Below are 23749 nucleotides of genomic sequence, written 5' to 3' on the forward strand. Positions count from 1 at the left end.
CAGTAACAACCAATTAGAAGGAGCCATCGTGGCAACCACCCAGGACGAAATCATCGCCGGCATCGCCGAGATCATCGAAGAGGTCACCGGTATCGAGCCCTCCGAGGTCACCCCGGAGAAGTCCTTCGTCGACGACCTGGACATCGACTCGCTGTCGATGGTTGAGATCGCCGTGCAGACCGAGGACAAGTACGGCGTGAAGATCCCCGACGAGGACCTCGCGGGCCTGCGCACCGTCGGCGACGTCGTTTCCTACATCCAGAAGCTCGAGGAAGAGAACCCCGAGGCCGCTGCCGCCATCCGCGCACAGATGTCGGACAACAAGTGACCAAACCTTCCACTGCTAACGGCGGTTTCCCCAGCGTTGTGGTCACCGCCGTCACTGCGACGACGTCCATCGCACCGGACATCGAGAGCACGTGGAAGGGCCTGCTGGCAGGCGAGAGCGGCATCCACGTACTCGAGGACGAGTTCGTCACCAAGTGGGATCTGCCCGTGCGCATCGGCGGGCACCTCAAGGAGCCCCTTGACCCGCTGATGACACGGCTGGAACTGCGGCGCATGTCGTACGTCCAGCGCATGGCCAAGTACCTGGGCAATCAGCTCTGGGAGTCCGCGGGCAAGCCCGAGGTCGACCCCGATCGTTTCGCGGTCGTGGTCGGCACCGGTCTGGGTGGCGGCGAGAAGATCGTCGAGACGTATGATGCGATGAACGAGGGCGGGCCCCGCAAGGTGTCCCCGCTGGCTGTTCAGATGATCATGCCCAACGGCGCCGCTGCCGTCATCGGCCTGGAATTGGGCGCCCGCGCCGGGGTTATCACCCCGGTCTCGGCCTGCTCGTCGGGTTCAGAGGGCATCGCCCACGCATGGCGCCAGATCGTCATGGGTGACGCCGATATCGCCGTCTGCGGCGGCGTCGAAGGCGGTATCGAGGCGCTGCCGATCGCGGCGTTCTCGATGATGCGTGCGATGTCGACCAACAACGACGATCCCGAGGGCGCCTCCAGGCCGTTCGACAAGAACCGCGACGGGTTCGTCTTCGGTGAGGCCGGTGCGCTCATGATCATCGAGACCGAAGAGCACGCCAAGGCTCGCGGCGCCAAGCCCCTGGCCCGGTTGATGGGTGCCGGTATCACGTCGGACGCGTTCCACATGGTCGCGCCTGCCGCCGATGGTCTGCGCGCCGGGCACGCGATGAAGCGTGCAATGGAGACCGCAGGCCTCGATGCCAAGGACATCAGCCACGTCAATGCGCACGCCACCGCCACTCCAATCGGCGATACCGCCGAGGCGAACGCCATCCGCGTTGCCGGAGTGGAGCATGCGGCGGTGTACGCACCGAAGTCGGCGCTCGGCCATTCCATCGGAGCGGTCGGTGCCCTGGAGTCGATCCTGACGGTGCTCGCGCTGCGTGACGGCGTGATCCCACCGACATTGAATTACGAGACCCCAGACCCCGAGATCGATCTCGATGTCGTCGCGGGCGAGCCACGATACGGCGAATACCAGTACGCCATCAACAACTCGTTCGGCTTCGGTGGACACAATGTCGCCCTGGCGTTTGGGCGTTACTGAGATAGGAAAGGAAATCTCAGAGCAGTAATGGCAGCGTTGACCCAGCTTTCGACGGGGAGCGGCTTCCCCAACGTGGTCGTCACCGGTTTTGCGATGACGACCGCTTTGGCGACCGATGCGGACACCACCTGGCAACGACTGCTGGATGGGCAGAGTGGCATTCGGCTGCTCGACGATCCGTTCGTCGAGCAATACAACCTGCCGGTCCGTATCGGCGGACATCTGCTGGAGGACTTCGAAGAGGAGTTGACGCGGGTCGAACTGCGTCGGCTGTCGTACCTGCAGCGGATGTCCACGGTGCTGAGCAGACGGGCGTGGGACCACGCCGGGTCACCGGACGTCGATCCGCGGCGCCTGATGGTGTCGATCGGCACCGGCATGGGCTCGACCGAGGAATTGCTCTACGCCTACGAAGCGCTGCGCTCGAAGGGCCTTCGGGCGGTGTCACCGCTTGCCGTCCAGATGTACATGCCCAACGCGGCCGCCGCCGCAGTCGGGCTCGAGCGCAAGGCCAAGGCCGGCGTCAGCACGCCGATCTCGGCCTGCGCCTCGGGTTCTGAGGGCATTGCGCAGGCGTGGCGACAGATCGTGCTCGGCGAAGCCGACGTGGCGATCTGTGGTGGCGTCGAAACCAAGATCGAAGCGGTGCCGATTGCCGGCTTCGCGCAGATGCGCATCGTGTTGTCCACCACCAACGACGATCCCGCCGGAGCTTGTCGCCCATTTGACAAGGACCGCAACGGTTTCGTCTTCGGTGAGGGCGCCGGGTTGATGGTGATCGAGACCGAGGAACACGCCAAAGCTCGCGGTGCCACCATCCACGCGCGGCTGATGGGCGCCAGCATCACGTCCGACGGGTTCCACATCGTGGCGCCCGATCCCAACGGTGAGCAGGCCGGCCACGCGATGACGCGGGCCATCCAGCTCGCGGGCCTGTCCCCCGCGGACATCGACCACATCAACGCGCACGCCACCGGCACCACCGTGGGTGACGTGGCCGAAGGCAAGGCCATCCACAATGCCCTGGGCTCTCACCGGGCCGCGGTCTACGCCCCGAAGGGGGCGCTGGGCCACTCGGTCGGCGCAGTCGGCGCCGTCGAGTCCATCCTCACCGTGTTGGCGTTGAAGAACGGCGTCATCCCGCCGACGCTCAACCTGAAGAACCTCGATCCGGAGATCGACCTCGATGTGGTCGCCGGCTCGCCGCGACCCGGCAACTATCAATACGCGATCAACAACTCGTTCGGATTCGGTGGGCACAACGTCGCGCTCGCGTTCGGCAAGTACTGACGTCCCGCCGGCAAGCTCGGCGCTACAGGAGGATTGAATGACCATCATGGCTCCCGAAGCCGTAAACGAATCGCTCGATCCACGCGATCCGCTGCTGCGCCTGAGCACGTTCTTCGACGACAACACCGTCGAGTTGCTGCACGAGCGGGACCGCTCCGGCGTGCTGGCCGCGGCCGGAACCGTCAACGGCGTGCGCACGATCGCGTTCTGCACCGACGGCACCGTCATGGGCGGCGCCATGGGTGTGGAGGGTTGTGCACACATCGTCAACGCGTACGACACCGCCATCGAGGAACAGAGCCCGATTGTCGGGATCTGGCACTCGGGCGGTGCACGCTTGGCCGAAGGCGTAAAAGCTCTGCACGCAGTCGGTTTGGTCTTCGAGGCCATGATCCGCGCCTCCGGGTACATCCCGCAGATCTCGGTGGTGGTCGGCTTCGCTGCCGGCGGCGCCGCGTACGGACCGGCACTGACCGATGTCATCGTGATGGCGCCGGACAGCAAGGTTTTCGTCACCGGTCCCGATGTGGTCCGCAGCGTCACCGGTGAGGACGTCGACATGGTGTCGCTCGGCGGCCCCGACGCCCACCACAAGAAATCCGGCGTGTGCCACATCGTCGCCGACGACGAGGTCGACGCTTATGAGCGTGGCCGTCGCCTGGTCGGATTGTTCTGCCAGCAAGGCCATTTCGACCGCACCAAGGCCGAGGCGGGCGACAGCGACCTGCACGCCCTGCTGCCGGAGTCCGCACGCCGGGCCTATGACGTGCATCCGCTCGTCGAGGCCCTGCTGGACGAGGGGGTGCCGTTCGAGGAGTTCCAGGGCAAGTGGGCGCCGTCCATTGTCGTGGGCCTGGGCCGGTTGGCCGGGCGCACCGTCGGTGTGATCGCCAACAACCCGCTGCGCCTCGGTGGCTGCCTGAACTCCGAAAGTGCCGAGAAGTCAGCACGTTTCGTGCGCCTGTGCGACGCCTTCGGCATACCGCTCGTCGTGATCGTCGACGTGCCCGGCTACCTGCCCGGTGTGGACCAGGAGTGGGGTGGCGTCGTGCGTCGCGGCGCGAAGCTGCTGCACGCGTTCGGCGAGTCCTCGGTGCCGCGCGTCACGCTGGTCACCCGCAAGATCTACGGCGGTGCCTACATTGCGATGAACTCGCGGTCGCTTAACGCCACCAAGGTGTTTGCGTGGCCCGACGCCGAGGTCGCCGTCATGGGCGCCAAGGCCGCCGTCGGCATCCTGCACAAGAAGAAGCTGGCCGCGGCGTCGGATGACGAGCGCGAGGCACTGCACGAGGAGCTGGCCGCCGAGCATGAGCGCATTGCCGGTGGTGTGGATTCGGCCATCGAGATCGGCGTGGTCGACGAGAAGATCGATCCGTCGCACACTCGCAGCCGGCTGACGCAGGCCCTGGCCGAGGCGCCCGCGCGCCGCGGCCGGCACAAGAACATCCCGCTATAACCGGCGATTTCGGTGCGCTTACGATCGCTCAGCGATTGTTTGCGCACCGAAATCACAACAGCTAGCCGATGAATTCCTTGGCCACATCCGCGACCCGGTCGCGATCCGCGGCGACCAAACCGATGCGAGTGCGACGATCGAGGATGTCGTCGGCGGTCAGCGCGCCCTCATGGGTCACGGCGTATTCGAATTCCGCGCGAATGACATCGATCCCGTCGGCCACCGGCTCCGTGGGCCGGTCGCAGCTCGCGGCGGCGATCACATTCGGCGCTTCCGCACCGTAGCGCGCGACCAACGAGCCGGGCAGTTCGGCCGGCGAGCGCAGTGTCGCAACGGGATTCGACGGTGCACCCACCAGGGGCAGGTTTCGGGTGCGGCAACCGGAGGCCGTCAGACCCCGCACTGCGACCGCCCGATCCAGCACATCTTCTGCCATGTACCGGTATTCGGTCAGCTTGCCACCGATGACGCTGAGCACACCTGACGGCGACTCGACGATCCGATGCTCGCGCGACACGTCGGCGGTGCGTCCCGCTCCGGCGTCGATCAGCGGCCGCAGACCGGCATACGCACCGATCACGTCCCCGGCGCTGAGCGCGACATCCAATGCGGTGTTGACCGTGTCCAACAGGAACTTGGTCTCCTCGGCTGTGGGCTCCGGCACGTCGGGTATTGGACCGGGCGCATCCTCGTCGGTGAGCCCCAGGTACACGCGACCGAGTTGCTCTGGCATCGCGAACACGAAGCGGTTGATCTCGCCGGGTACCGGGATCGTCAGGGCGGCAACCGGATTCCCGAACACCTCGGCATCGAACACGAGATGCGTTCCGCGACTGGGACGCAAGCGAACCGAGGGGTCCACCTCACCCGCCCACACACCGGTGGCGTTGATGACCACCCGGGCCGAGACCTGAAACGACTCCCCGGAACGCTGATCGGTCAACGTCACCGAGGTGCCTGTCGCATCGGATGCCGCGACGCGGGTGAGGATCACGGCGCCGTGCTGGGCGGCCGTGCGGGCCACCGCGGTGACCAGGCGTGCATCGTCGATCAGCTGCCCGTCATAGGCGAGCAGGGCACCGTCGAGGCCGTCGCGACGCACGGTCGGCGCGAGTTCGACGGCACGGCTCGTGTCGATCCTCCGAGACCGCGGCAGCGTCGACGACGGTGTGCCCGCGAGCTTGCGCAGCCCGTCGCCGGCCACGAAACCGAACCGCACGAGTGCGCGCGACGCAGTGTTCATCGACGGCAGCAGCGGGACCAGCTGGGGCATGGCCTCGACGAGGTGAGGGGCGTTGCGCGTCATCAGGATTCCGCGTTCGACCGCACTGCGTCGCGCGATGCCGACGTTGCCGGTCGCCAGATACCGCAGACCGCCGTGGACCAGCTTGCTGCTCCACCGGCTGGTGCCGAACGCCAGGTCGTGCTTCTCGACCAGTGCGACGCTCAGCCCGCGCGTCGCGGCGTCCAGCGCGATACCGACACCGGTGATGCCGCCGCCGATCACGAGAACGTCGATCGTGGCGCCGTCGGCCAGTGCCGCAAGTTCGGAGGTGCGGCGGGCCTCGTTGAGTGCCGTCGAGGTGGTCACGGTTTCAGGTATCCGTTCAGTGAGTGGGCGAGCTCGGTGGCGAGTGCGTCGGCATCGAGGATCGGCGCGACGATCTGGCCGGACTGGATCACCGACTGGGTGATCAGCAGGCACATCGCTCCGAGCTGACGGGGATCGCCGGCACGCACGCTGCCCTCTTCCTGCGCGAGCTTGATATCGGCGGCGACGGCATCGAGCAGGACCTGCTGGCTGGTGCCCAACCGCTCGGCGATGTAGATCATCGCCAGATCGGGGGCGCTGCGCAGCACCGACATGACCACGTCGTCGCGACGCAGCAGTGCGGCAACCGTCACGATGCGCTCGACCAGTGGTCCGCGGCCGACCTGTCGGCTCGGTACGGCGTCGAGCACGCCGATGACCCGCGACGTCAGCAGCGCCGCCAGCACCGAAGGCGTGTCGGGCCAGCGCCGATAGACCGTGGGCCTACTGACACCAGCGCGGCGAGCGATTTCGGCCAGCGTCACTCGGTCCACCCCGAAGGCCAACACGCACTCGGCCGCCGCAGCGAGGATCCGATCTCCGATCGTCTGCGGTGAATCGTTACTGATTGACAGCATGTGTAATACTGTAACGCATGATGCGTCCGGATGACCAACAGACCGCACTGCTGCCCCCGATGAAGTGGAATGCCTGGGGTGATCCCGCTGCGGCCAAACCGCTGTCCGACGGGATAAAGACCCTGCTGAAGCAGGCGCTCGGCGTCGACGGTGCGGCTACGCCCGATCTCGAGGCCGAGGACGTCACCCTTCGCCCGTCCGCGCTGTCCGACGCCGATCGTGACGGGCTGGCCGCCATCGTGGGCGCCGACTACTGCCGTGTCGACGACCGCGGCCGACTCCTTCGCGCCGGCGGCAAATCGACTCTGGACCTCTTGCGCCGCAAGGACTCCGGCGTGCAGGACGCACCCGATGCCGTGTTACTGCCCCAGTGTGACGACGAGATCGCCGCGATCCTGCGGTACTGCTCCGAGCACGGAATCGCGATCGTCCCGTTCGGCGGTGGAACGAGCGTGGTCGGCGGCCTCGACCCGATCCGCGGAGACTTCGGCGCGGTCATTTCGCTGGATCTGCGCCGCCTCACCGAACTGCATTCGCTCGACGAGGTCTCCGGCGAAGCCGAACTCGGCGCCGGGCTGACCGGTCCCGAGGCCGAACGCCTGCTCGGCGAACGCGGCTTCTCCCTCGGCCACTTCCCGCAGAGTTTCCAGTTCGCGACCATCGGCGGATTCGCCGCCACCCGCTCGTCGGGTCAAGATTCGGCGGGTTACGGCCGCTTCAACGACATGGTGCGCGGACTGCGCACGGTGACCCCGGCGGGCGTGCTCGACCTCGGCCGTGCCCCCGAGTCGGCCGCCGGTCCTGACCTGCGCCAGTTGATGATCGGTTCGGAAGGCGTGTTCGGGATCATCACCCGCGTGCGGGTCAAGGTGCACCCGGTGCCCGCGGCGACCCGCTATGAGGCGTGGTCGTTCCCGGATTTCGCGACCGGAGCCGACGCGCTGCGCGCCGTCGTGCAGACCGGTGCCGGGCCGACCGTCATCCGATTGTCCGACGAGGCCGAGACCGGGGTGAACCTGGCCACCACCGAGAACATCGGCGAAGAGCAGATCACCGGCGGCTGCCTGGCGATCACCGCGTTCGAGGGCACCGCGGCACACGTCGAGAGTCGCCATGCCGAAACGCGCGCAGTGCTGCAGGCCGCCGGTGGCACGTCGCTGGGTGAGGGGCCGGCCCGCGCCTGGGAGCACGGGCGGTTCAACGCGCCCTACCTTCGTGACTCGTTGCTGTCGGCCGGCGCCTTGTGCGAGACGCTGGAGACCGCGACCAATTGGTCGAACGTGCCCGCGCTCAAGGCGGCGGTCACCGAAGCGCTGACGAAATCTCTCGGCGAATCGGGTACACCGGCACTGGTGCTGTGCCACATTTCGCATGTGTATCCGACGGGAGCCTCGTTGTACTTCACGGTCGTCGCCGGGCAGCGCGGCAATCCGATCGAGCAGTGGCACGAGGCGAAAACGGCGGCTTCGGAGGCGATGATGCGCACCGGCGCCACCATCACCCACCACCACGCCGTCGGTGCCGATCACCGCCCGTGGATGCGCGACGAGGTCGGCGAGCTCGGCGTCCAGGTGCTGCGGGCCGTCAAGGCGACGTTGGATCCGGCCGGAATTCTCAACCCCGGCAAGCTGATTCCGTGACGGAGCTCGGCCGCGTCACGATGCTGACGAATCCGGCATCGGGGCACGGCAGTGCTCCGCACGCCGCCGAACGCGCCGTCGCACGGTTGCACAAGCGCGGCATCGACGTCGTCGCCATCGCGGGTACCGATGCCGAGCACGCGAGACGACTCGTCGAGGGTGCACTCGAACGCGGGATGGATGCGCTGGTCGTCGTCGGCGGTGACGGCATCGTCTCGCTTGCGCTGCAGGTACTTGCGCAGACCGACATCCCGCTGGGCATCATCCCGTCGGGCACCGGCAACGATCACGCTCGTGAATTCGGCATTCCGGCAAAGGATCCCGAGGCCGCGGCCGACGTCATCGTCGACGGCGTGGCCAAGACCGTCGACCTGGGTCGCATCAGGAGCATCGACGGCGCGCAGAAGTGGTTTGGCACCGTGATGGCCGCCGGCTTCGACTCACTGGTGACCGACAGGACCAACCGGATGAAGTGGCCGCACGGCCGCATGCGCTACAACGTCGCGATGGTCGCCGAGTTGTCCAAATTGCGGCTGCTGCCATTCAGCCTGACGTTCGACGGGCGCGAACTGGACACCGAATTGACGTTGGCCGCCTTCGGCAACACCAAGAGCTACGGCGGCGGCATGCTGATCTGCCCGAAAGCCGACCCCACTGACGGACTGCTGGACGTCACGATGGTGTCATCGGCGTCGCGCACGAAGCTGATCCGACTGTTCCCCACCGTATTCAAGGGCACGCACGTCGACCTCGACGAGGTCCGCACCGAGCGTGCCCGCACCATCACCGTCGACTCGCCGGGCATCAACGCCTACGCCGATGGCGAGTACGCCTGTCCGCTTCCCGTCGAGGTGTCGGCGGTGCCGGGCGCGCTGAAGATCCTGACGCCGGCCCCGTAGCGATTACCGCAGCGGGCAGTAGACCGCGAGGCTGATCCCGACGAACTGGTTCGCCTGACCCGGGTCCAGGCCGAACTCGCTGGAGATCCGCGATGCAATCAGATCGCGGGCCAGGCCGCTGGTAGAGGAATCGCAGGCCAGATTGCCCGCCGTGATGACGGCGGGTCCCGAAATCGGCAACCCGAGCCCGTCAAGCGCGCCGAACAGCGCGTCGGTAGCCGGTGATGCCGATGCGGTTGCAGCGGTGAGAAGCGCGCCGGTGGCGAAGGTCGCTGCGGTGAGTACGCGGATCGTGAACATTGTCGCCTCCTAGGGAGATGACGACAGTCTCAGCGATCTCGAAGTCGAAGGTGCAACTACTGCGAAATTTGCCGGTGAATCTTCGCGGCGCACCGACGACGTGCACACGCGGCTAGCCGACTCCCCGGCTCAGCCAGCTGACCTCGGCGGCGTCGCCGCCGTCACGGTAGGGCTCGAGCGCCTCGTCCCATGCGGTGCCGAGCACCGAATCGAGTTCGGCCGCCAACATGTCGGCCCCCGATTGCATCAACGTCCGAAGCCGCATCTCGCCGACCATCACGTCGCCGTTGGCGCTCATCGCGCCGCTCCACATGCCCAGTTGCGGGGTGTGGCACCAGCGATGACCGTCGACGCCTGCGCTGGGGTCCTCGGTGACTTCAAAGCGCAACACCGACCAGGACCGCAGTGCGTTCGCCAGGGCCGCCCCGGTGCCCACCGGCCCGATCCAGTTGGTGACGGCGCGCAGCTGCCCGGGCATGGCAGGCTGGGGCGTCCACTTCAGGTTTGCTCTCGCCGAAAGCGTCGACGACAGCGCCCACTCGACATGAGGGGCTACCGCCGCGGGAGAAGCATGGATGTACACCACGCCAGTCGCCGCGTCGGCGAATTGGTTCGCTGCACGCATTTGCTGCTCCTTCGGCTCCACGAGGGACGTCTTCCCCAAGCGACCTGGCGGTTCCGAATGATGTGCAAATGTATGTGTCGTGCGTGTCTATTGTGCCCTGTGAGGCGCCTGTTGCGCTAGTCTGCTTCGAATTCTCTCAGGATGGCATCAGATAGCGCGGGCCAGCGCGAATATGCCCAGTCGCCGAAATCGCGGTCAGTGAGCACCACGAGCGCTAGGTCAGCCCGCGGGTCCACCCACAAAAACGTCCCTGACTGGCCGAAATGCCCGTAGGTGGCGTCCGAGTTCGCCGAACCTGTCCAGTGCGGCGACTTGTCGTCCCTGATCTCGAAGCCCAGACCCCAGTCGTTGGGACGCTGCGTCCCGAAACCGGGCAGCACCCCCGACACGCCGGGAAACTGCACCTGGGTGGCCTCGGTGTGCATCTGTTCGGACACGGTCGAGGGGCGCAGCAGGTCGCCGGCGAAGGCGACGAGGTCAGCGACGGTCGAGGTGGCTCCGAATCCGGCCGCCTCGGCACCGCCCGCCAGCGTGGTGTCCGACAGGCCAAGCGGCTCGCACACCGCCTCGGTCAGGTACTGCGCGAACTCGATGTCTGCCGCCCGTTGAATCGTCTCGGCGAGCACCCCGAATCCGTAGTTCGAGTACACCCGGCGTTTGCCGGGCTCGGCCATCAGATCCGCCGAGTGCATCGAATAGCCGGACGTGTGTGCCAGCAGGTGACGCACCGTGGAACCGGGCGGGCCGGCTTCGGTGTCGAGGTCGACGGCGCCCTCCTCGACCGCGATCTGCGCGGCCCGGGCCACCAGCGGCTTGGTCACCGACGCCAACGTGAAGCGCTGCCGGACATCGCCGTGCTGGGCCAGGATTCCGGATGGTCCGACTACCGCGGCTGCGGCGGTCGGGACCGGCCACTCTTCGATCGCATCAAGCGCTGCCACATCAGCTAGCCTATTGGGCGCTCCACGCCTCGCAGATGGCCGCCACATGGCGCGCGTCGGTGCCGCAGCACCCGCCGAGCACCGTCACCGCGGGTAAGCGATCCCGCAGGGCGGCATGCCGCGCCCCGAGGTCGTCGGGGTCGCCCTCGTCGAGTTCGGTGGACTCGTCGAGTTCAGCGTGGCTCTTCGATGAGGCGTTCGCGCGCAGACCGACAAGCCGCGACCGCCACTCCCCGTCGTGGTCGAGCGCATCCGCGAAATGTGTCGGATGCGCACAGTTGACCATGAAATACGCTGCACCGCCGTCTGTTTCGGCATCAACCTGCTCGATCGCCTCGTGCAACGGCTGACCTGTCGGCAGCCGGCCATCGGTCTCGACAGTGAACGAGACCGCCGCCGGAATGCCCGCCGCGGCAGCGGCCCGCACCACACCGATTCCCTCTGCGGCATTGGTCATCGTGATCGCGGTGACCTGGTCGGCGGTCGTGTCGGCGAACGTCGCGATCTGGACCGCGTGATACCGCTCGGCATCCTCGGCCGTCATCGCGTCGCGCGGGTCATAGCCGTCGCCTCGCGGGCCCACGCAGCCGCTCACCACCGCGGTTAGACCCTGGGCTGTCGCCGCCGCACGGACCTCCTCGGCGAGCTCCACCGCCGAACGGTTCAGCGCGTCGAGCCGCTCGGGTGAGTATCCGAGCTGTGAAGCCCAGTCGGGATTGGCACGCCACGTTGGTGTTTCGATGACGAAGCCGGCGCCATGCCTGCGCGCGATCGCCAGGTACCCATCGTAGTAGCGCCGCAGCCGGTCCCGGGTGTCCGGACTGTCAAGCAACGGGAACGCCGCGAAGGCCGGCAGGTCGATGCCGTCATGGAAGACGAGTTCGGTTTCGAGTCCGCCGTCGGTCACGAACAGGCCGCCGCCCAGCTGAGGAAGGCTCCCGCGCCGGCTCATGATTTGCGCGCGATGTAGTAGTAGTTGAACGCGTCGGATTCGATCTCGCGGACCGTGACGTCCCCGAAGCCGGCATCGGCGAGCATCGACGTAGCCAGTTGCCGACCCCAACACGTGCCTAGCCCATCTCCGCCCAGACCCAGCGACACGCTCATGCAGTGCATCGTCGACACCGTGTAGAGGTACGTCGCCAACGGCACGCCGATATTGTCCTCCAGCCGAGTCGACGCCTTGATGTCGACCATCAACAACACGCCGCCCGGCCGCAGTGCGGAATAGATGTTCTGGAGCACCTGCGCCGGGTGGGCCTGGTCGTGAATCGCATCGAAAACCGTGATGACGTCATAGGTTTCGCTCATATCGAGCGCCGCCACATCCATGGCGGCGAACGTCGCGTTGGGCAGGTTCAGCCGTTGGGCTTCGGCCCGGCCGACGGCGAGGCCTTCGTCGGAGAAGTCGATGCCGGTGAAGCGACTTGCCGGAAACGCCTGTGCCATGACATTGATCGCGTGGCCACTGCCACAGCCGATGTCGGCCACGTCGGCGCCGGCGCGCAGCCGCTCGGGCAGGCCGTCAGCCATCGGCAGAATGACCTCGACGAGTGCGGCGTCGAACACCTCACCGCTCTCCTCGGCCATCAGCTTGTGAAAGCGTGGATAGTCGCTGTACGACAAACCACCGCCGTTGTGGAAGCAATCGACAACCTTCTGTTCCACCTCACCGAGCATCGGTATGAACTGCGCGACGCGGGCCAGATTGTCCGGACCCGCCGCCCGCGTCAGCACGGCCGCGCGGTGCCGCGGAAGGGTGTAGGTCTGCGTGGCCGGGTCGAACTCGACGACGCGGCCGGACACCACCCCACCCAGCCATTCCCGCACATAGCGTTCGTTGAGCCCGGCGGCGTCGGCGATTTGCGCGCTGGTGGCCGGTGGAAGTTCGGCCAGGGTGTCGAACAAATTGGTCTGATGCCCGATCGACAGCAGTATCGCCAGGCTGGCGCTGTCAATGGCACCCGCGATACGGCCGGCGAATTCTTCTGTGGTGTCGGTGAATTGCTGTTCTTCGATGGCGGTCATCCTGCTCCTTGAGGGGTGGTCGAGTGGTGATCACTTGAACTAAACGCGGGGCGCGCACCGCCCGCATCGGGCAAACGATGCATCTTTTCGGACACCCGTGTGGTGCATACGATGCAGTTGGTCATTGCAGGATGTCGTTGTCGTATGCCCACGCCACCGCGGCCGTGCGTGAGGAGACGTCGAGTTTGGCGTAGATGTTGGCCAGATGACGGCCGACCGTCTTCTCACTGATGCAGATCTGCTCGGCGACCTGTTTGTTGGTCGCGCCCCCGGCGATTCGCTGCAAAATCTGGATTTCGCGTTTGGTCAGACCCCGGGCTGTGCTGGTGACGCAGATCTGGGCCGGCTCGACTCCCAGCTGGGCGTAGATGTTCTCGGCGGTCGCCGAGTCCGCGGCGGCCAGCTGCTCGTCGCCCAGGCCCTTGTGCGCGAGGGCCATCCACTCGTAAATCTGCGCGGTCTCGTACCGAGATTGCTGAGTTCGATACTCGCGCAGCGCCGCTTCGAGCAATCCCAGTGCCCTCGCGTGCTGCCCCTGCTGTGTCAACAGCGCGCCGCGGGCATGTGCTGCCCACGCCCGGAATCCGGGGGTAGCGAACGCTTCGGCGCCGGATTCGAGTTCCGCACAGTATCTTTCGCCTTCGTCGAGGCTGCCACGTGCCAGCGCGACTTCGACCGACGCGCGCAACAATCGCATGCGGCCCGGCCGGTCGGCGCCGGCAAGCGCCAGCCGCAAATCGGTCCACGCGGTCTCGCGGTCACCCATCCGGCAACGCAGCAACGCCTCACCGGGTTGGGGCTCCACACCCAGTGACCGGGCGCGCGCGAAGGCCGCGAACGCACCATCGGCATCGCCGCGCAGCCGCCGCACCTCCCCCAACTGGAAGTACCCCTCACCGGCGGCCCAGGTGTTGACGTCCTCCAGCGCCCGGCTGGTCTCGGCAAGCCTGTCCTCGAGCTGGCGGTAGTCATCGGTGGCAGCCGACAGCTGCAGCCGATGCACATCGCAGACCCCGCCGTAGTTCGACGACCCCGCAAAGTCGTTGCACCAGCGCTCCATTGATTGGGTCCATGCCCTCATCCGCGGCAGGTCGGCCAGCCGATGACATTGGTTGAGGACGACGCAGTAGATGTCGCCCGCCCAGTCGATGGGCACCTCGTCGGCAAGGATCGGCAACATTGCCTCGTCGATCAGTCCGTACGCATCGGCCACCCGGGCCTCGCTGATCGCGGTCAGCGCCTCGGCGACCCGGCACAGCGCGTTGAGCGCGGGCATGTCCAGCCGCTGACAGACGTCTCGTAGCTTCTGCACCCGCGCGGCGAGCGCATCGCCGTCGGCCATCACCACGAGCGCCTCGAGATATGCCAGGTAGCCGTCGGTGGGCCCCTCGGGGGCGCCGTCGAGCAGTCGGCGTGCCCGGTTCATCCAGCCCTGCGCGATGACGAAGTCCCCGCGGGTGAACCACGCCAGGCCGAGTTCCACGGCTTTCATCGCCGCCGACGGCGGGTCGGTGCGCGACAACTGTCCGAAGACACGTTCGGCGATGCGCAGGGACTCCTTGCCGCGCCCCAGCTGCCACGCCGCAGTCGCCATCGCGTCGAGGTCGTCGGTACCCAGCGGCGTGTCCTCGCCTGCCCGGAAGAATGCCGAATAGGAGGCATGCCAGTCTCGGCGGACGTGCGCGGTGCGCGCCGTCAGCAGCAGGTCGCCGTGGGTGCCTACGCCGGTATCCATGTCAGTGAAGTACAACGGTATATCCGGGCGGAGAAGTTCAAATGCCCCTTCGGGCATGAATTAATTGAGAACGTTATGTTATCCCCATGACTCAGACGGTGCGGGGCGTGATTTCGCGTAAGAAGGGTGAGCCGGTCGAGGTGGTCGAGGTGGTCATCCCCGATCCGGGTGCCGGTGAGGTGGTGGTCGACATCATCGCCTGCGGGGTGTGCCATACCGATCTGACGTATCGCGAGGGCGGGATCAACGACGAGTTCCCCTTCCTGCTGGGTCATGAGGCGGCGGGCACGGTGGAGTCGGTCGGCGCGGGTGTGACGAACGTGGAGCCCGGCGACTTCGTGATCCTGAACTGGCGTGCGGTGTGTGGACAGTGCCGGGCGTGCAAGCGCGGTCGCCCACATTTGTGCTTTGACACATTCAACGCCGAGCAGCCGATGACCTTGACCGACGGCACCCCGTTGACGCCCGCGCTGGGCATCGGCGCCTTCGCAGACAAGACATTGGTGCACGAGGGCCAGTGCACGAAGGTCGATCCGGCCGCCGATCCCGCGGTGGCGGGCCTGTTGGGCTGCGGGGTGATGGCCGGTATCGGCGCGGCGATCAACACCGGCGCGGTCAACCGTGACGACACTGTGGCCGTGATCGGCTGCGGCGGTGTCGGTGATGCCGCGATCGCCGGTGCCGCCTTGGTCGGGGCGCGGCGGATCATCGCGGTGGACACCGACAACAAGAAGCTGGACTGGGCGCGCGGGTTCGGGGCCACGCACACCATCAACGCCAAAGAGCTCGACCCGGTGGCGACGATCCAGGATTTGACCGACGGCTTCGGCGCGGACGTGGTGATCGACGCGGTCGGTCGGCCCGAAACGTGGAAACAGGCGTTCTATGCCCGCGATCTGGCCGGAACCGTTGTCCTGGTCGGTGTTCCGACCCCGGACATGACATTGGAGATGCCGCTGATCGACTTCTTCTCCCGCGGCGGTTCACTTAAATCGTCGTGGTATGGCGACTGCCTGCCCGAGCGTGACTTCCCCACGTTGATCAGCCTTTACCTGCAAGGCAGGCTGCCGCTGGAGAAGTTCGTCTCCGAACGCATCGGTCTGGACGGTATCGAGGACGCATTCCACAAGATGCATGCCGGCTCCGAAGCAGACGCTGTGCTGCGCTCGGTGGTGATCCTGTGAGCGACAACATCTCCCGCGTGGTCACCCACGGCACCTTCGAACTCGACGGCGGATCCTGGGAAGTCGACAACAACATCTGGCTCGTCGGCGACGACAACGACGTCATCGTCTTCGACGCCGCCCACGACGCCGGGCCGATCGTCATGGCCGTCGGCGGCCGCAACGTGGTGGCAGTCGTTTGCACCCATGGGCACAATGACCACGTCACGGTCGCCCCTGAGCTGTCGGATGCGCTCGACGCGCCGGTGCTTCTGCATCCGGCCGACGACGTGCTGTGGCGAATGACTCACCCCGAGAGGGATTTCCGTACCGTCAGCGATGGCGAGACGCTCGCTGTCGGTGGCATCGAGCTGCACGCGCTGCACACTCCTGGACACTCGCCGGGCTCGGTGTGTTGGCATGCTCCCGCGTTGAACGCGGTCTTCAGCGGCGACACCCTGTTCCAGGGCGGCCCGGGGGCCACCGGACGGTCGTACTCGGACTTCCCCACGATCCTCTCGTCGATCTCGGGCCGGCTCGGGAAGCTGCCCGACGACACCGTCGTCTACACCGGACACGGCGACACCACCACCATCGGTGACGAGCTCGTGAATTACGACGACTGGGTCAAGCGCGGCAGCTGAGCGCGCCCCTTGCACCGCGACCGACCGTGTCTGTACGGCGACACTTCGGAAACTGACGTACAAAGGCGGTCGCTCGCGGCGATTAGGTTCCTCGGCCCTCGTCGAGAATGCGACGCTTCTTGGCCGCACGCGCGGACCACATCAACGAGACGGCGAGCTGCAGTAAGCCGAGTCCGAAGAGACCGCCGAACACGAACGGCAGCCATCCGCGGGAGCCGTCATGTCCGAATGCCATTCTGGGCGTGATGAACCCGTCGACAGACCCCTTGGCCTCGACCTGGTAGGTGCCCGCCTCCCGAACCTGAACCTTCCAGACCCGCACGCGCACATCGTTGTTGTGTGTCGTTGTGCCGCCGATGTCTTCGATGACCGTGGGCTCCGGCAGACCGGCGGTCGGGGTGATCCCGAAACTCAGATCGGGAATCGCGAAACCGCTCCTCGGATTGTCGGCCACCACGGTATGGAAGCTCACGGTCATCTCGCCAGCAGGAAGTTGCAGGCTCATGGAGCCCGGAATTGTCATCTCGCCGTACGCGTCGTACTCGTCGAGCACGAAGACGTTCAGGACAAGCGATGCCATGAAACCGACGAAAGACACGACCAACGTGAGAACAGAAACCACGATCGCGATCCGCGGCGCGCGCTTCATGGCCGAAAGTGTGTCACGACTTCGGCCGTATGTCTGTCACGCCTCGGTCTGTGCCGCCGCGCCGATCAGCCATGTCTGCAGACCCAATCGCAGGCCGTCGCTGAATCGCTGACCTGGATCGGGAAGCCCGATCTCTGCGATGGCGGCGCGCACTGGTTCGGTGGGCACCGAGAACGGATACGCGCCCGCTGTCAACATCAGCGACCCCTCGGCGAAGAACGCGGTGAACTCTTCAGGCAGCCAGGGCAGATGGCGGTGCACGAGGGCCGCCAATGCCGCGATCCGCCCCATCGCGCGCGCCTTGAAGTCGCGGGCGAACCGATGCGAGATGTTGCGTTCCAGCACCGAGGCCATCGACCCGAGAAGCTCGCCGAGCAGCGGGCGCGCCATCACCGAATCCGCGACGACGGTCGCAACCCGGATCTCGTTGGCGTAGCCCGATTTTCTGGCACGTGGCCGCCCCAGCCGACTCTCGACGTCAGCGAGCCACATCGTGAATTCCTCGTCGAGCACCTCGAGGAAGATCGCCTCGCGGCTGTCGAAATATCTCAGTACGTTCGACTTGGCCAGTCCGACCCGGTCCGAGAGTTCCCGCAAGCTGATGTCACCGACGGTCTTCTCGGCAAGCATGTCGCGCGCGACCTTCATGATCGCCATCCGGCGGGCCGCCATCTGCTCCGGCCGGCGAGCACGCTGGAAGGACGTCACAAGACAGCAACATTATCAGACCATCGGGCTCTTGTTATCAGACCAATGGTCCGTTACTGTTCGGTTATCCATCCGACGTAGAGGAGAAACTCATGGTCCGTGTGCGCACAGTGACGGTCCCCGATCAGTCCGGAAAGCTCGCGGTCGTCACCGGCGCCAACTCCGGGCTGGGGCTTGGCATCGCGACCCGGCTGGCCGCCGCGGGCGCCGACGTCGTCATGGCGATCCGCAACCGCGCGAAGGGCGAGGCCGCGATCGAGCAGATCCGCGCGACGGTCCCCGACGCCAAGCTGTCCATCAAGGCGCTCGACCTGTCCTCGCTGGCCAGCGTCAAGGCGCTCGGCGACGAACTGAACGCCGAGGGACGACCGATCGACCTCCTGATCAACAACGCAGGCATCATGCAGCCACCGCAGCGGGAAACCACCGCCGACGGATTCGAATTACAGTTCGGCTGTAACCATTTGGGCCACTTCGCGCTCACCGGTCATCTGCTGCCGCTGCTGCGTGCCGCCGACCAGCCGCGGGTGCACTCGTTGAGCAGTTCTGCAGCGCGCTTCGGCGGCATCCGGTTCGACGATCTGCAGTGGGAGAAGCGATACAACGCCACCCAGGCGTAGGCGCAGTCCAAGTCCGCGAACCTGATGTTCGCGATCGAGTTGGACCGCAGGAGTCGCCACGGCGGGTGGAACATCATGTCCAACGCGTCGCATCCCGGCTTGTGCAAGACCAACCTCCAGCTGAGCGGCCCCTCCCACGGTCAGGCCAACCCGACGCTGCTGGAACGCTTCTACCGCGTCAGCCGGACCGCGATGCCGTTCATGTGGCAGGAGATCGACGAGGGAATTCTGCCCAGCCTGTACGGCGCGACCGCCCCCGAGGCGCAGGGCGGCGCGTTCTACGGACCACGGGGCATCCTCGAACTGGCCGGCGGCGGCGTCACCGACGCCAAGATCCTCCCCCGCGCCAGTGACGAGGCCGACGGACGCAGGTTGTGGGCGATCTCGGAGCGACTGACTTCGGTGACCTATCCCGCGTAAGGGGACTACGGTCGTGGGTACGCCCCAGCTGCCCGTTGCCCACACGTCCCGGAGGTCGCGATGCCTGAGTCAAGCATCGTCGTGCGGCCTGAACCGATGGAGAGCGGTTCCTACACGGCCAGTTCCCGGCTTCAGGCCGCAGGACTGCCTGCGGCCATGGCGATATTCGAGAAGGCGGCCGACGCGGTACCGCTGCCCAAGCAACCAGGGCCGATCGTCGTCGCCGACTACGGCGCAGCCAACGGCCACAACTCTCTTCTGCCCATGTGCGCGGCTATCGCTGTGCTGCGCAAGCGAACCCGACACGACCATTCGATCCTGGTCGTCCACACCGACCTGCCGGACAACGACTTCACGGCATTGTTCAAGACACTCAGTGACGACCCGGACAGTTACCTGCGAAAAGATGCGGCGACATTCGCCTCGGCCGTGGGTCGCTCCTTTTACGCGCAGATCCTCCCGTCCAACAGCGTCAACCTGGGTTGGAGTTCGTGGGCGATCCAATGGCTCAGCCGCGTGCCCGCGCCGGTCCCCGACCACATCCACGTCGCCTACAGCAGCGACGAGCGTGTCAAAGCCGAGTATGCGCGTCAGGCCGCGCACGACTGGCACGAGTTCGTCGCATTCCGTGGCAGAGAGTTGGCGCCCGGCGGACGGATAGTGGTGATGACGCCGGGTATCGATGAGTCCGGCGACTTCGGGTACCACCCGCTCCTCAACAGCATGTACGACGCGGTGGCCGAACTCACCGCGGCCGGACTGATCACCGAGGACGAGAAACACCGGATGGTACTGCCGATCGCCGGACGCAACGCTGCCGACTTCCGCGCGTGCTTTGCGCCCTCCGGGCGGTTCGAGAATCTCGAGATCGAGCAACTCGACCTTTTCGACGCCGAAGACCGTTTCTTCAAGCAGTACCAAATTGACAAGGACGCCAAGGCTTTCGGTGCTCAGTGGGGGGCTTTCTGCCGAGCCGCGGCGTTCCCCACGTTCGCAAGCGCGCTCGAAGGAGGCCACGCCGACCCACGCAAGACGGAGCTCTTCGATCGGCTCGAGGCCGGAGTGGTCAGTCGGCTGGCGGCATCGCCGGAGCAGACGCAGATTCCGATGGCGCATGTGGTGCTGGTGAAGCGACAATCGAAGTAGTAGCCATCAGCTTGCCATCCGCTCACGAAAGGTGTTGCGGTAGTTCAAGGGTGCTACTCCGGTCAGCCGCCGGAACTGCTCGCGAAAATTGGCCGGGGAGGTGAAGCCGACCTCACGGCCGATCCTTTCGACACCGTATGCGGTGCTCTCGAGCAGCTGCTGAGCATGGCGGACCCGCACTCCGGTCAGCCATTGCATCGGCGTCTGACCCGTCTCAGACTGGAATCGCCGGTTCAGGGTTCGCACGCTCACCGCGGCGCGGGCCGCGATGTCGTGCAACGTCACGTCGCGGTGTGCTTCCTGTTCGATCCACGCGAGTACATCGTCGAGCTCGGTGCGCTCGGCAATGTGTTTGACAGCCGCCTGATTTCGGAGAATGAACTGCGCCTGTCCCCCGCTGCGATGCAGGGGTGCCACGGCGAGTCGGGCCGCGTCGGCCGCCACCGCGGCTCCGTAGTCGCGAGCGATCATGTGCAGGCACAGGTCCAAACCGGCCGATGCGCCCGCCGATGTCAGCACCTGGCCGTCGTCGACGTAGAGGACATCGGGATCGAGGTCGACGGCGGGAAAGCGCGCGCGAAAGTACTCGGTGGCGATCCAATGGGTCGTCGCGCGCTTACCGTCCAGCAATCCGGTGGCGGCCAGGGTGATGGCACCTGAGCAGATCGATGCGATCCGCGCGCCGCGAGCATGGGCGGCGGTCAGGGCCGACAGCACCTCCTGGGAGGTATCGACCGTGGGGTCGTTACGTCCGGGGACGACGATGGTGTCGGCATCGGCCAGCGCTTCGAGGCCGTGGTCGGTGGCGATGCGGAGCGGCCCGGCGGTGACCTCCGGTTGTGACCCGCACACCACGATGCGGTATCCCGGTGCGCCAGAGGGCAACTGGACCCGACCGAAGGCTTCGACCGCGGTTGCCAGATCAAAAGCAATGGTGTCTGGCAGCGCCAGCACAGCGACGACATGCATACCGGCACCATAACAGGACTTGGCAATATCTTGGCGATATGTGGCGATCTGGCCACTGGCAACCCGGCCGAAACGGGTCGACGATCACCGTGTGTACGCACAGATCGTGTTGTTCGACGGGTTCGATCCGCTCGACGCCACCGCACCGTTCGAAGTGCTTGCCGCCGGCAGTGACTTCGCCGGAGGCGAACTCCAGGTTGAACTGGTGTCTGCCGAGGGGCCTAGGGAGGTGCTCGGTGGGACCCTGGGAATGGTCTTGCATGCCACCGCGCAGCTCGACCCGTCGAAGCCCGGCTTCATCGTCGTGCCCGGCGCGTCCGGGCCGATCGACGGCGATCCCGACGAGGTCGACACCATCCCCGTCCTGCTCGCACGGTTCGCGGAATCCGCAGTTATTCCGCTGCTGCGCAAGGCGATGGAGAATCCAGATGTCACCGTGGCCACGGTGTGCGGAGGCTCGCTCGCGCTGGCGATGGGTGGGCTGCTGGAGGGCCGTAACGCGGTCACCCACCACCTCGGCATGGACCTGCTCGAGGCTACGGGCGTGACCACAGTGCACGCCCGGGTCGTCGACGACGGCGACCTGGTGACGTCCGGAGCCGTCACCTCCGGTTTGGACCTCGCACTCCATCTGCTCGACCGCTTCTACGGAGCGACGGTCGCCCTCGCGGTCGAGGAGTTGTTCGCCTACGAACGACGAGGGACGGTGTGGACAGCATGAGCATTGCCGGAGACTGGGACGTCACGATCAAGACACCGATCGGCTCGCTCGCCGTGCGTTACACCTTCACCGAACAGGACGGCGCCCTCACCGGTTCCGCGACCGGCAAGGACGAGACGGTTGCGCTACAGGGCATCGTGGTTGATGGACAACGGATTACGTGGAGCCAGTCGGTGCGTAAGCCGATGCGGCTGAACCTCGACTTCGACGTCATCGTCGACGGCGACCGACTCGTCGGCCATTCTCGCGCGGGCCGCCTACCGCGGTCGGCGGTGACGGGTGTGCGCCGCCGCTAGGGCGCCATCTCGTAGGCGCCGTCGTAGGCCTTGACCCGTTCCCAGACCCGATGGAACCGTTCCGCGTCGGGAACGGGCTTGCGGATCGCGCTCAGCGCCCAGTCCTGCTGGGCCGTCGTCGCGGTCGGCTTACCATGCAGCGCAACGGCATACATATTGAAGTCGCGGATCTGGAAATCGAAGATCTGGTCGAGCATGTCGGCGTCCAGGCCCGTCAGCGCGGCCTGCTCCAGGATCAGCTGTCCGTACACGATCAACGAAAACAGATGTCCCACGTTGAGCAGGAAGTCGAGATCCTTCTGCTGGTCGGCGTCGGGCGCGGCGGTCAGGAGAAACTCACGGAATGCCTTGGCCTGGTCGTAGAACACCGCGACATTCGCAATGCCAGCATGTGCCTCGTACACCGGAGTCCAATCGGCGAACTGCACCTTTCCAGCACCCCGCGTCGGCCCCTGGTTCCAGAAGAATGTGTCGTCCGCAGCGTCGTTGCGCATCGGGATCGGCGGATATTCCTTGGGATTCAGCATGTAGTTCGGCATGAACTTGAGCACCAGGCCGACGTTCACGTGCACGGTGCCCTCCAGTCGCGGCAGGGTGCCGATGAACTGTGCAACCTCGCGGAACATCGTGTCCTTCTCGTATCCCTTGGCGGCGATCACGTCGTGCAACGCCCGCAGCACGGTTTCGCCCTCCATGGTGACCTTGGCTTTGGTCATGGGGTTGAACAGCAGATATCGGCGGTCATCGAGGCTCGCGGCACGGAAGTAGTCGACGGAGCGCTGGCTGAACAGCTTCATCGCGATCAGCCGCGAGTACGCGTCGACGAAGTTGGTTCGTACGTGGGTGAATTCGGTGACCGGGTTGCCGTACAGGATGCGGTTCTGAGCGTGGGTGATCGCCTCGTAGAAGGCGTGCTCTGACATGCCGATGGAGCACGAGCACAGGTTGAACTTGCCGACGTTGACCGTATTCAGCGCCGCGGCAAAGGCTTCCACGCCGGTGTGCAGAATGTCCTCCTCTCGCACCGGATAGTTGTCCAACCGGAAGGTGCTGACGTAGATCTGCATGTGCACGACGTTGTCGATCAGGTGGTAGTCGTCGTGCTGACTGTCGGCGACGAACCACATGTACGCGTCTTGGCCCTCGACGTCGCCGCGCCGTCCGAATACCGACACCATGCTGGCGACGTTGCCGTTGCCGATGTAGTACTTCTCCCCCGTCGCCCGGTACAGGATGCCGTTCGCGCGGTCCTCCTCGCTCGCCGGCGTCAGCACCATGTCGGTGTTGTAGACGTCGGCGCCGCGGGAGCGTTCGGACAACCCGAAGGCCATCACCTCGCCGGCGTCGAGGTCGTCGGCTGCCCTCAGCTTGGCGTCCTTGTTCTCGCTCTGCCAAATGGGTCCCAGGCCGAGAATGGTGACCTGTTCGGTGTACCAGTACGTCAGCCCGTAGAACCCGAGGATCTCCGAGAGGGCGGCGTTGCGCGCGGCATCCCAGCGCTTGTCCGGGTCGCCCGCGGCGAATTCCGACGGGGTGAGGAACGTCGCGAACAGTTTCTCGCGCTTGACGAAGTCGACGAAGTCGGCCGGCCATTGCGCGGCCAGATCGTCATCCAGTAGGCGCTTCTTGCCCTGACTTTCGAACCAGTCGATGGTCGCACGCAACAACCTGCGCGTTTCGGCATCGAACTGCGGCGGGTCGTAGGTGTTGGGGTCGAAAAGCAAGCCATCGGTCGTCATGGCCGCCAGCCTA

Annotated in this window: 23 protein-coding genes and 1 pseudogene; 12 read left to right on the forward strand and 12 right to left on the reverse strand. The window is 65.9% G+C overall.

From position 1 onward, the window contains the following. The first annotated feature begins 28 nt into the window (after positions 1–28). Genes acpM through G6N42_RS10605 form a run of 4 tightly spaced genes read left to right on the forward strand, consistent with a single transcriptional unit; the run spans position 29 to position 4324 of the window. Positions 29–328, forward strand: coding sequence for a meromycolate extension acyl carrier protein AcpM (acpM, locus tag G6N42_RS10590; RefSeq protein ID WP_163729409.1), 300 nt, complete (start codon positions 29–31; stop codon positions 326–328). After that, a complete protein-coding gene (gene kasA / locus G6N42_RS10595) occupies positions 325–1575 on the forward strand; it encodes a 3-oxoacyl-ACP synthase KasA (RefSeq protein ID WP_163729411.1) in 1251 nt (416 codons plus the stop codon). Before acpM ends, kasA begins: the two co-directional genes overlap by 4 nt. A gap of 27 nt (positions 1576–1602) precedes the next feature. Further along, positions 1603–2865 (forward strand): 3-oxoacyl-ACP synthase KasB, encoded by a 1263-nt coding sequence (gene kasB, locus G6N42_RS10600; RefSeq protein ID WP_163729413.1) that lies wholly within the window; start codon positions 1603–1605, stop codon positions 2863–2865. Positions 2866–2902: 37 nt separating this feature from the next. Then, a complete protein-coding gene (locus G6N42_RS10605) occupies positions 2903–4324 on the forward strand; it encodes an acyl-CoA carboxylase subunit beta (protein ID WP_163729415.1) in 1422 nt (473 codons plus the stop codon). Between the two features lie 61 nt (positions 4325–4385). Here the strand turns inward: G6N42_RS10605 and G6N42_RS10610 are convergent, their stop codons facing one another. Both G6N42_RS10610 and G6N42_RS10615 read right to left on the reverse strand, forming a co-directional pair. Next, entirely contained in the window at positions 4386–5915 is a 1530-nt protein-coding gene (locus tag G6N42_RS10610; RefSeq protein WP_163729418.1) for a glycerol-3-phosphate dehydrogenase/oxidase, read from the reverse strand. Further along, a complete protein-coding gene (locus tag G6N42_RS10615; RefSeq protein WP_163729420.1) occupies positions 5912–6493 on the reverse strand; it encodes a TetR/AcrR family transcriptional regulator in 582 nt (193 codons plus the stop codon). The genes G6N42_RS10610 and G6N42_RS10615 overlap by 4 nt, the downstream gene beginning before the upstream one ends. A 59-nt stretch (positions 6494–6552) precedes the next feature. Here G6N42_RS10615 and G6N42_RS10620 point away from each other — a divergent pair, with 59 nt between their 5' ends. Beyond that, positions 6553–8133 (forward strand): FAD-binding oxidoreductase, encoded by a 1581-nt coding sequence (locus G6N42_RS10620; protein ID WP_174262239.1) that lies wholly within the window; start codon positions 6553–6555, stop codon positions 8131–8133. 20 nt (positions 8134–8153) lie between these two features. Then, the gene (locus G6N42_RS10625; protein WP_232076536.1) at positions 8154–9032 is read left to right on the forward strand and encodes a diacylglycerol kinase; all 879 of its coding nucleotides are present in this window, start codon (positions 8154–8156) and stop codon (positions 9030–9032) included. 3 nt (positions 9033–9035) lie between these two features. Here G6N42_RS10625 and G6N42_RS10630 read toward each other — a convergent pair whose 3' ends face one another. The 6 genes from G6N42_RS10630 to G6N42_RS10655 form a co-directional block, all read right to left on the reverse strand. After that, positions 9036–9332 (reverse strand): DUF732 domain-containing protein, encoded by a 297-nt coding sequence (locus tag G6N42_RS10630; RefSeq protein ID WP_163729427.1) that lies wholly within the window; start codon positions 9330–9332, stop codon positions 9036–9038. A gap of 112 nt (positions 9333–9444) precedes the next feature. Next, positions 9445–9957 (reverse strand): DUF3145 domain-containing protein, encoded by a 513-nt coding sequence (locus tag G6N42_RS10635; protein ID WP_163729429.1) that lies wholly within the window; start codon positions 9955–9957, stop codon positions 9445–9447. A 116-nt stretch (positions 9958–10073) separates the two neighbouring features. Further along, positions 10074–10898, reverse strand: a complete 825-nt coding sequence (locus G6N42_RS10640) for a serine hydrolase domain-containing protein (protein ID WP_163729431.1) — start codon at positions 10896–10898, stop codon at positions 10074–10076. Positions 10899–10908: 10 nt separating this feature from the next. After that, a complete protein-coding gene (locus tag G6N42_RS10645; protein ID WP_163729433.1) occupies positions 10909–11850 on the reverse strand; it encodes a homocysteine S-methyltransferase family protein in 942 nt (313 codons plus the stop codon). Beyond that, complete coding sequence (locus G6N42_RS10650; protein ID WP_163729435.1) at positions 11847–12926, reverse strand: class I SAM-dependent methyltransferase; 1080 nt, start codon at positions 12924–12926, stop codon at positions 11847–11849. Before G6N42_RS10650 ends, G6N42_RS10645 begins: the two co-directional genes overlap by 4 nt. Before the next feature lie 121 nt (positions 12927–13047). Then, positions 13048–14661, reverse strand: a complete 1614-nt coding sequence (locus G6N42_RS10655) for a LuxR family transcriptional regulator (RefSeq protein ID WP_163729438.1) — start codon at positions 14659–14661, stop codon at positions 13048–13050. An 86-nt stretch (positions 14662–14747) separates the two neighbouring features. On the opposite strand from G6N42_RS10655, the gene G6N42_RS10660 reads away from it, so the two are divergent. Further along, positions 14748–15845, forward strand: a complete 1098-nt coding sequence (locus G6N42_RS10660) for an S-(hydroxymethyl)mycothiol dehydrogenase (protein ID WP_163729439.1) — start codon at positions 14748–14750, stop codon at positions 15843–15845. Beyond that, positions 15842–16468 (forward strand): MBL fold metallo-hydrolase, encoded by a 627-nt coding sequence (locus G6N42_RS10665; protein ID WP_083125354.1) that lies wholly within the window; start codon positions 15842–15844, stop codon positions 16466–16468. Before G6N42_RS10660 ends, G6N42_RS10665 begins: the two co-directional genes overlap by 4 nt. 82 nt (positions 16469–16550) lie before the next feature. Here G6N42_RS10665 and G6N42_RS10670 read toward each other — a convergent pair whose 3' ends face one another. Both G6N42_RS10670 and G6N42_RS10675 read right to left on the reverse strand, forming a co-directional pair. Beyond that, positions 16551–17117, reverse strand: coding sequence for an SHOCT domain-containing protein (locus G6N42_RS10670; protein ID WP_197905531.1), 567 nt, complete (start codon positions 17115–17117; stop codon positions 16551–16553). Positions 17118–17153: 36 nt separating this feature from the next. After that, positions 17154–17825: a TetR/AcrR family transcriptional regulator gene (locus G6N42_RS10675; protein ID WP_232076118.1), complete on the reverse strand. Its 672-nt coding sequence runs from the start codon at positions 17823–17825 to the stop codon at positions 17154–17156. A 92-nt stretch (positions 17826–17917) separates the two neighbouring features. On the opposite strand from G6N42_RS10675, the pseudogene G6N42_RS10680 reads away from it, so the two are divergent. Then, positions 17918–18865 (forward strand): annotated as a pseudogene (locus G6N42_RS10680) (SDR family oxidoreductase). 60 nt (positions 18866–18925) lie between these two features. After that, positions 18926–20011 carry a class I SAM-dependent methyltransferase gene (locus G6N42_RS10685; RefSeq protein ID WP_163729441.1) on the forward strand — a complete coding sequence of 362 codons (1086 nt, stop codon included), beginning with the start codon at positions 18926–18928 and terminating at the stop codon, positions 20009–20011. Between the two features lie 6 nt (positions 20012–20017). Here G6N42_RS10685 and G6N42_RS10690 read toward each other — a convergent pair whose 3' ends face one another. Next, the gene (locus G6N42_RS10690; protein ID WP_163729443.1) at positions 20018–20980 is read right to left on the reverse strand and encodes a GlxA family transcriptional regulator; all 963 of its coding nucleotides are present in this window, start codon (positions 20978–20980) and stop codon (positions 20018–20020) included. A gap of 91 nt (positions 20981–21071) precedes the next feature. On the opposite strand from G6N42_RS10690, the gene G6N42_RS10695 reads away from it, so the two are divergent. Then, positions 21072–21701, forward strand: coding sequence for a DJ-1/PfpI family protein (locus G6N42_RS10695; RefSeq protein WP_163737297.1), 630 nt, complete (start codon positions 21072–21074; stop codon positions 21699–21701). Continuing rightward, positions 21698–21997 (forward strand): hypothetical protein, encoded by a 300-nt coding sequence (locus G6N42_RS10700; protein WP_163729445.1) that lies wholly within the window; start codon positions 21698–21700, stop codon positions 21995–21997. The genes G6N42_RS10695 and G6N42_RS10700 overlap by 4 nt, the downstream gene beginning before the upstream one ends. Here the strand turns inward: G6N42_RS10700 and G6N42_RS10705 are convergent. Then, positions 21994–23736, reverse strand: coding sequence for an acyl-CoA dehydrogenase family protein (locus G6N42_RS10705; RefSeq protein WP_163729447.1), 1743 nt, complete (start codon positions 23734–23736; stop codon positions 21994–21996). The two genes, G6N42_RS10700 and G6N42_RS10705, sit on opposite strands and share 4 nt — an antisense overlap. Positions 23737–23749 lie beyond the last annotated feature (13 nt).

Source organism: Mycobacterium gallinarum (assembly GCF_010726765.1).
GTDB lineage: Bacteria > Actinomycetota > Actinomycetes > Mycobacteriales > Mycobacteriaceae > Mycobacterium > Mycobacterium gallinarum.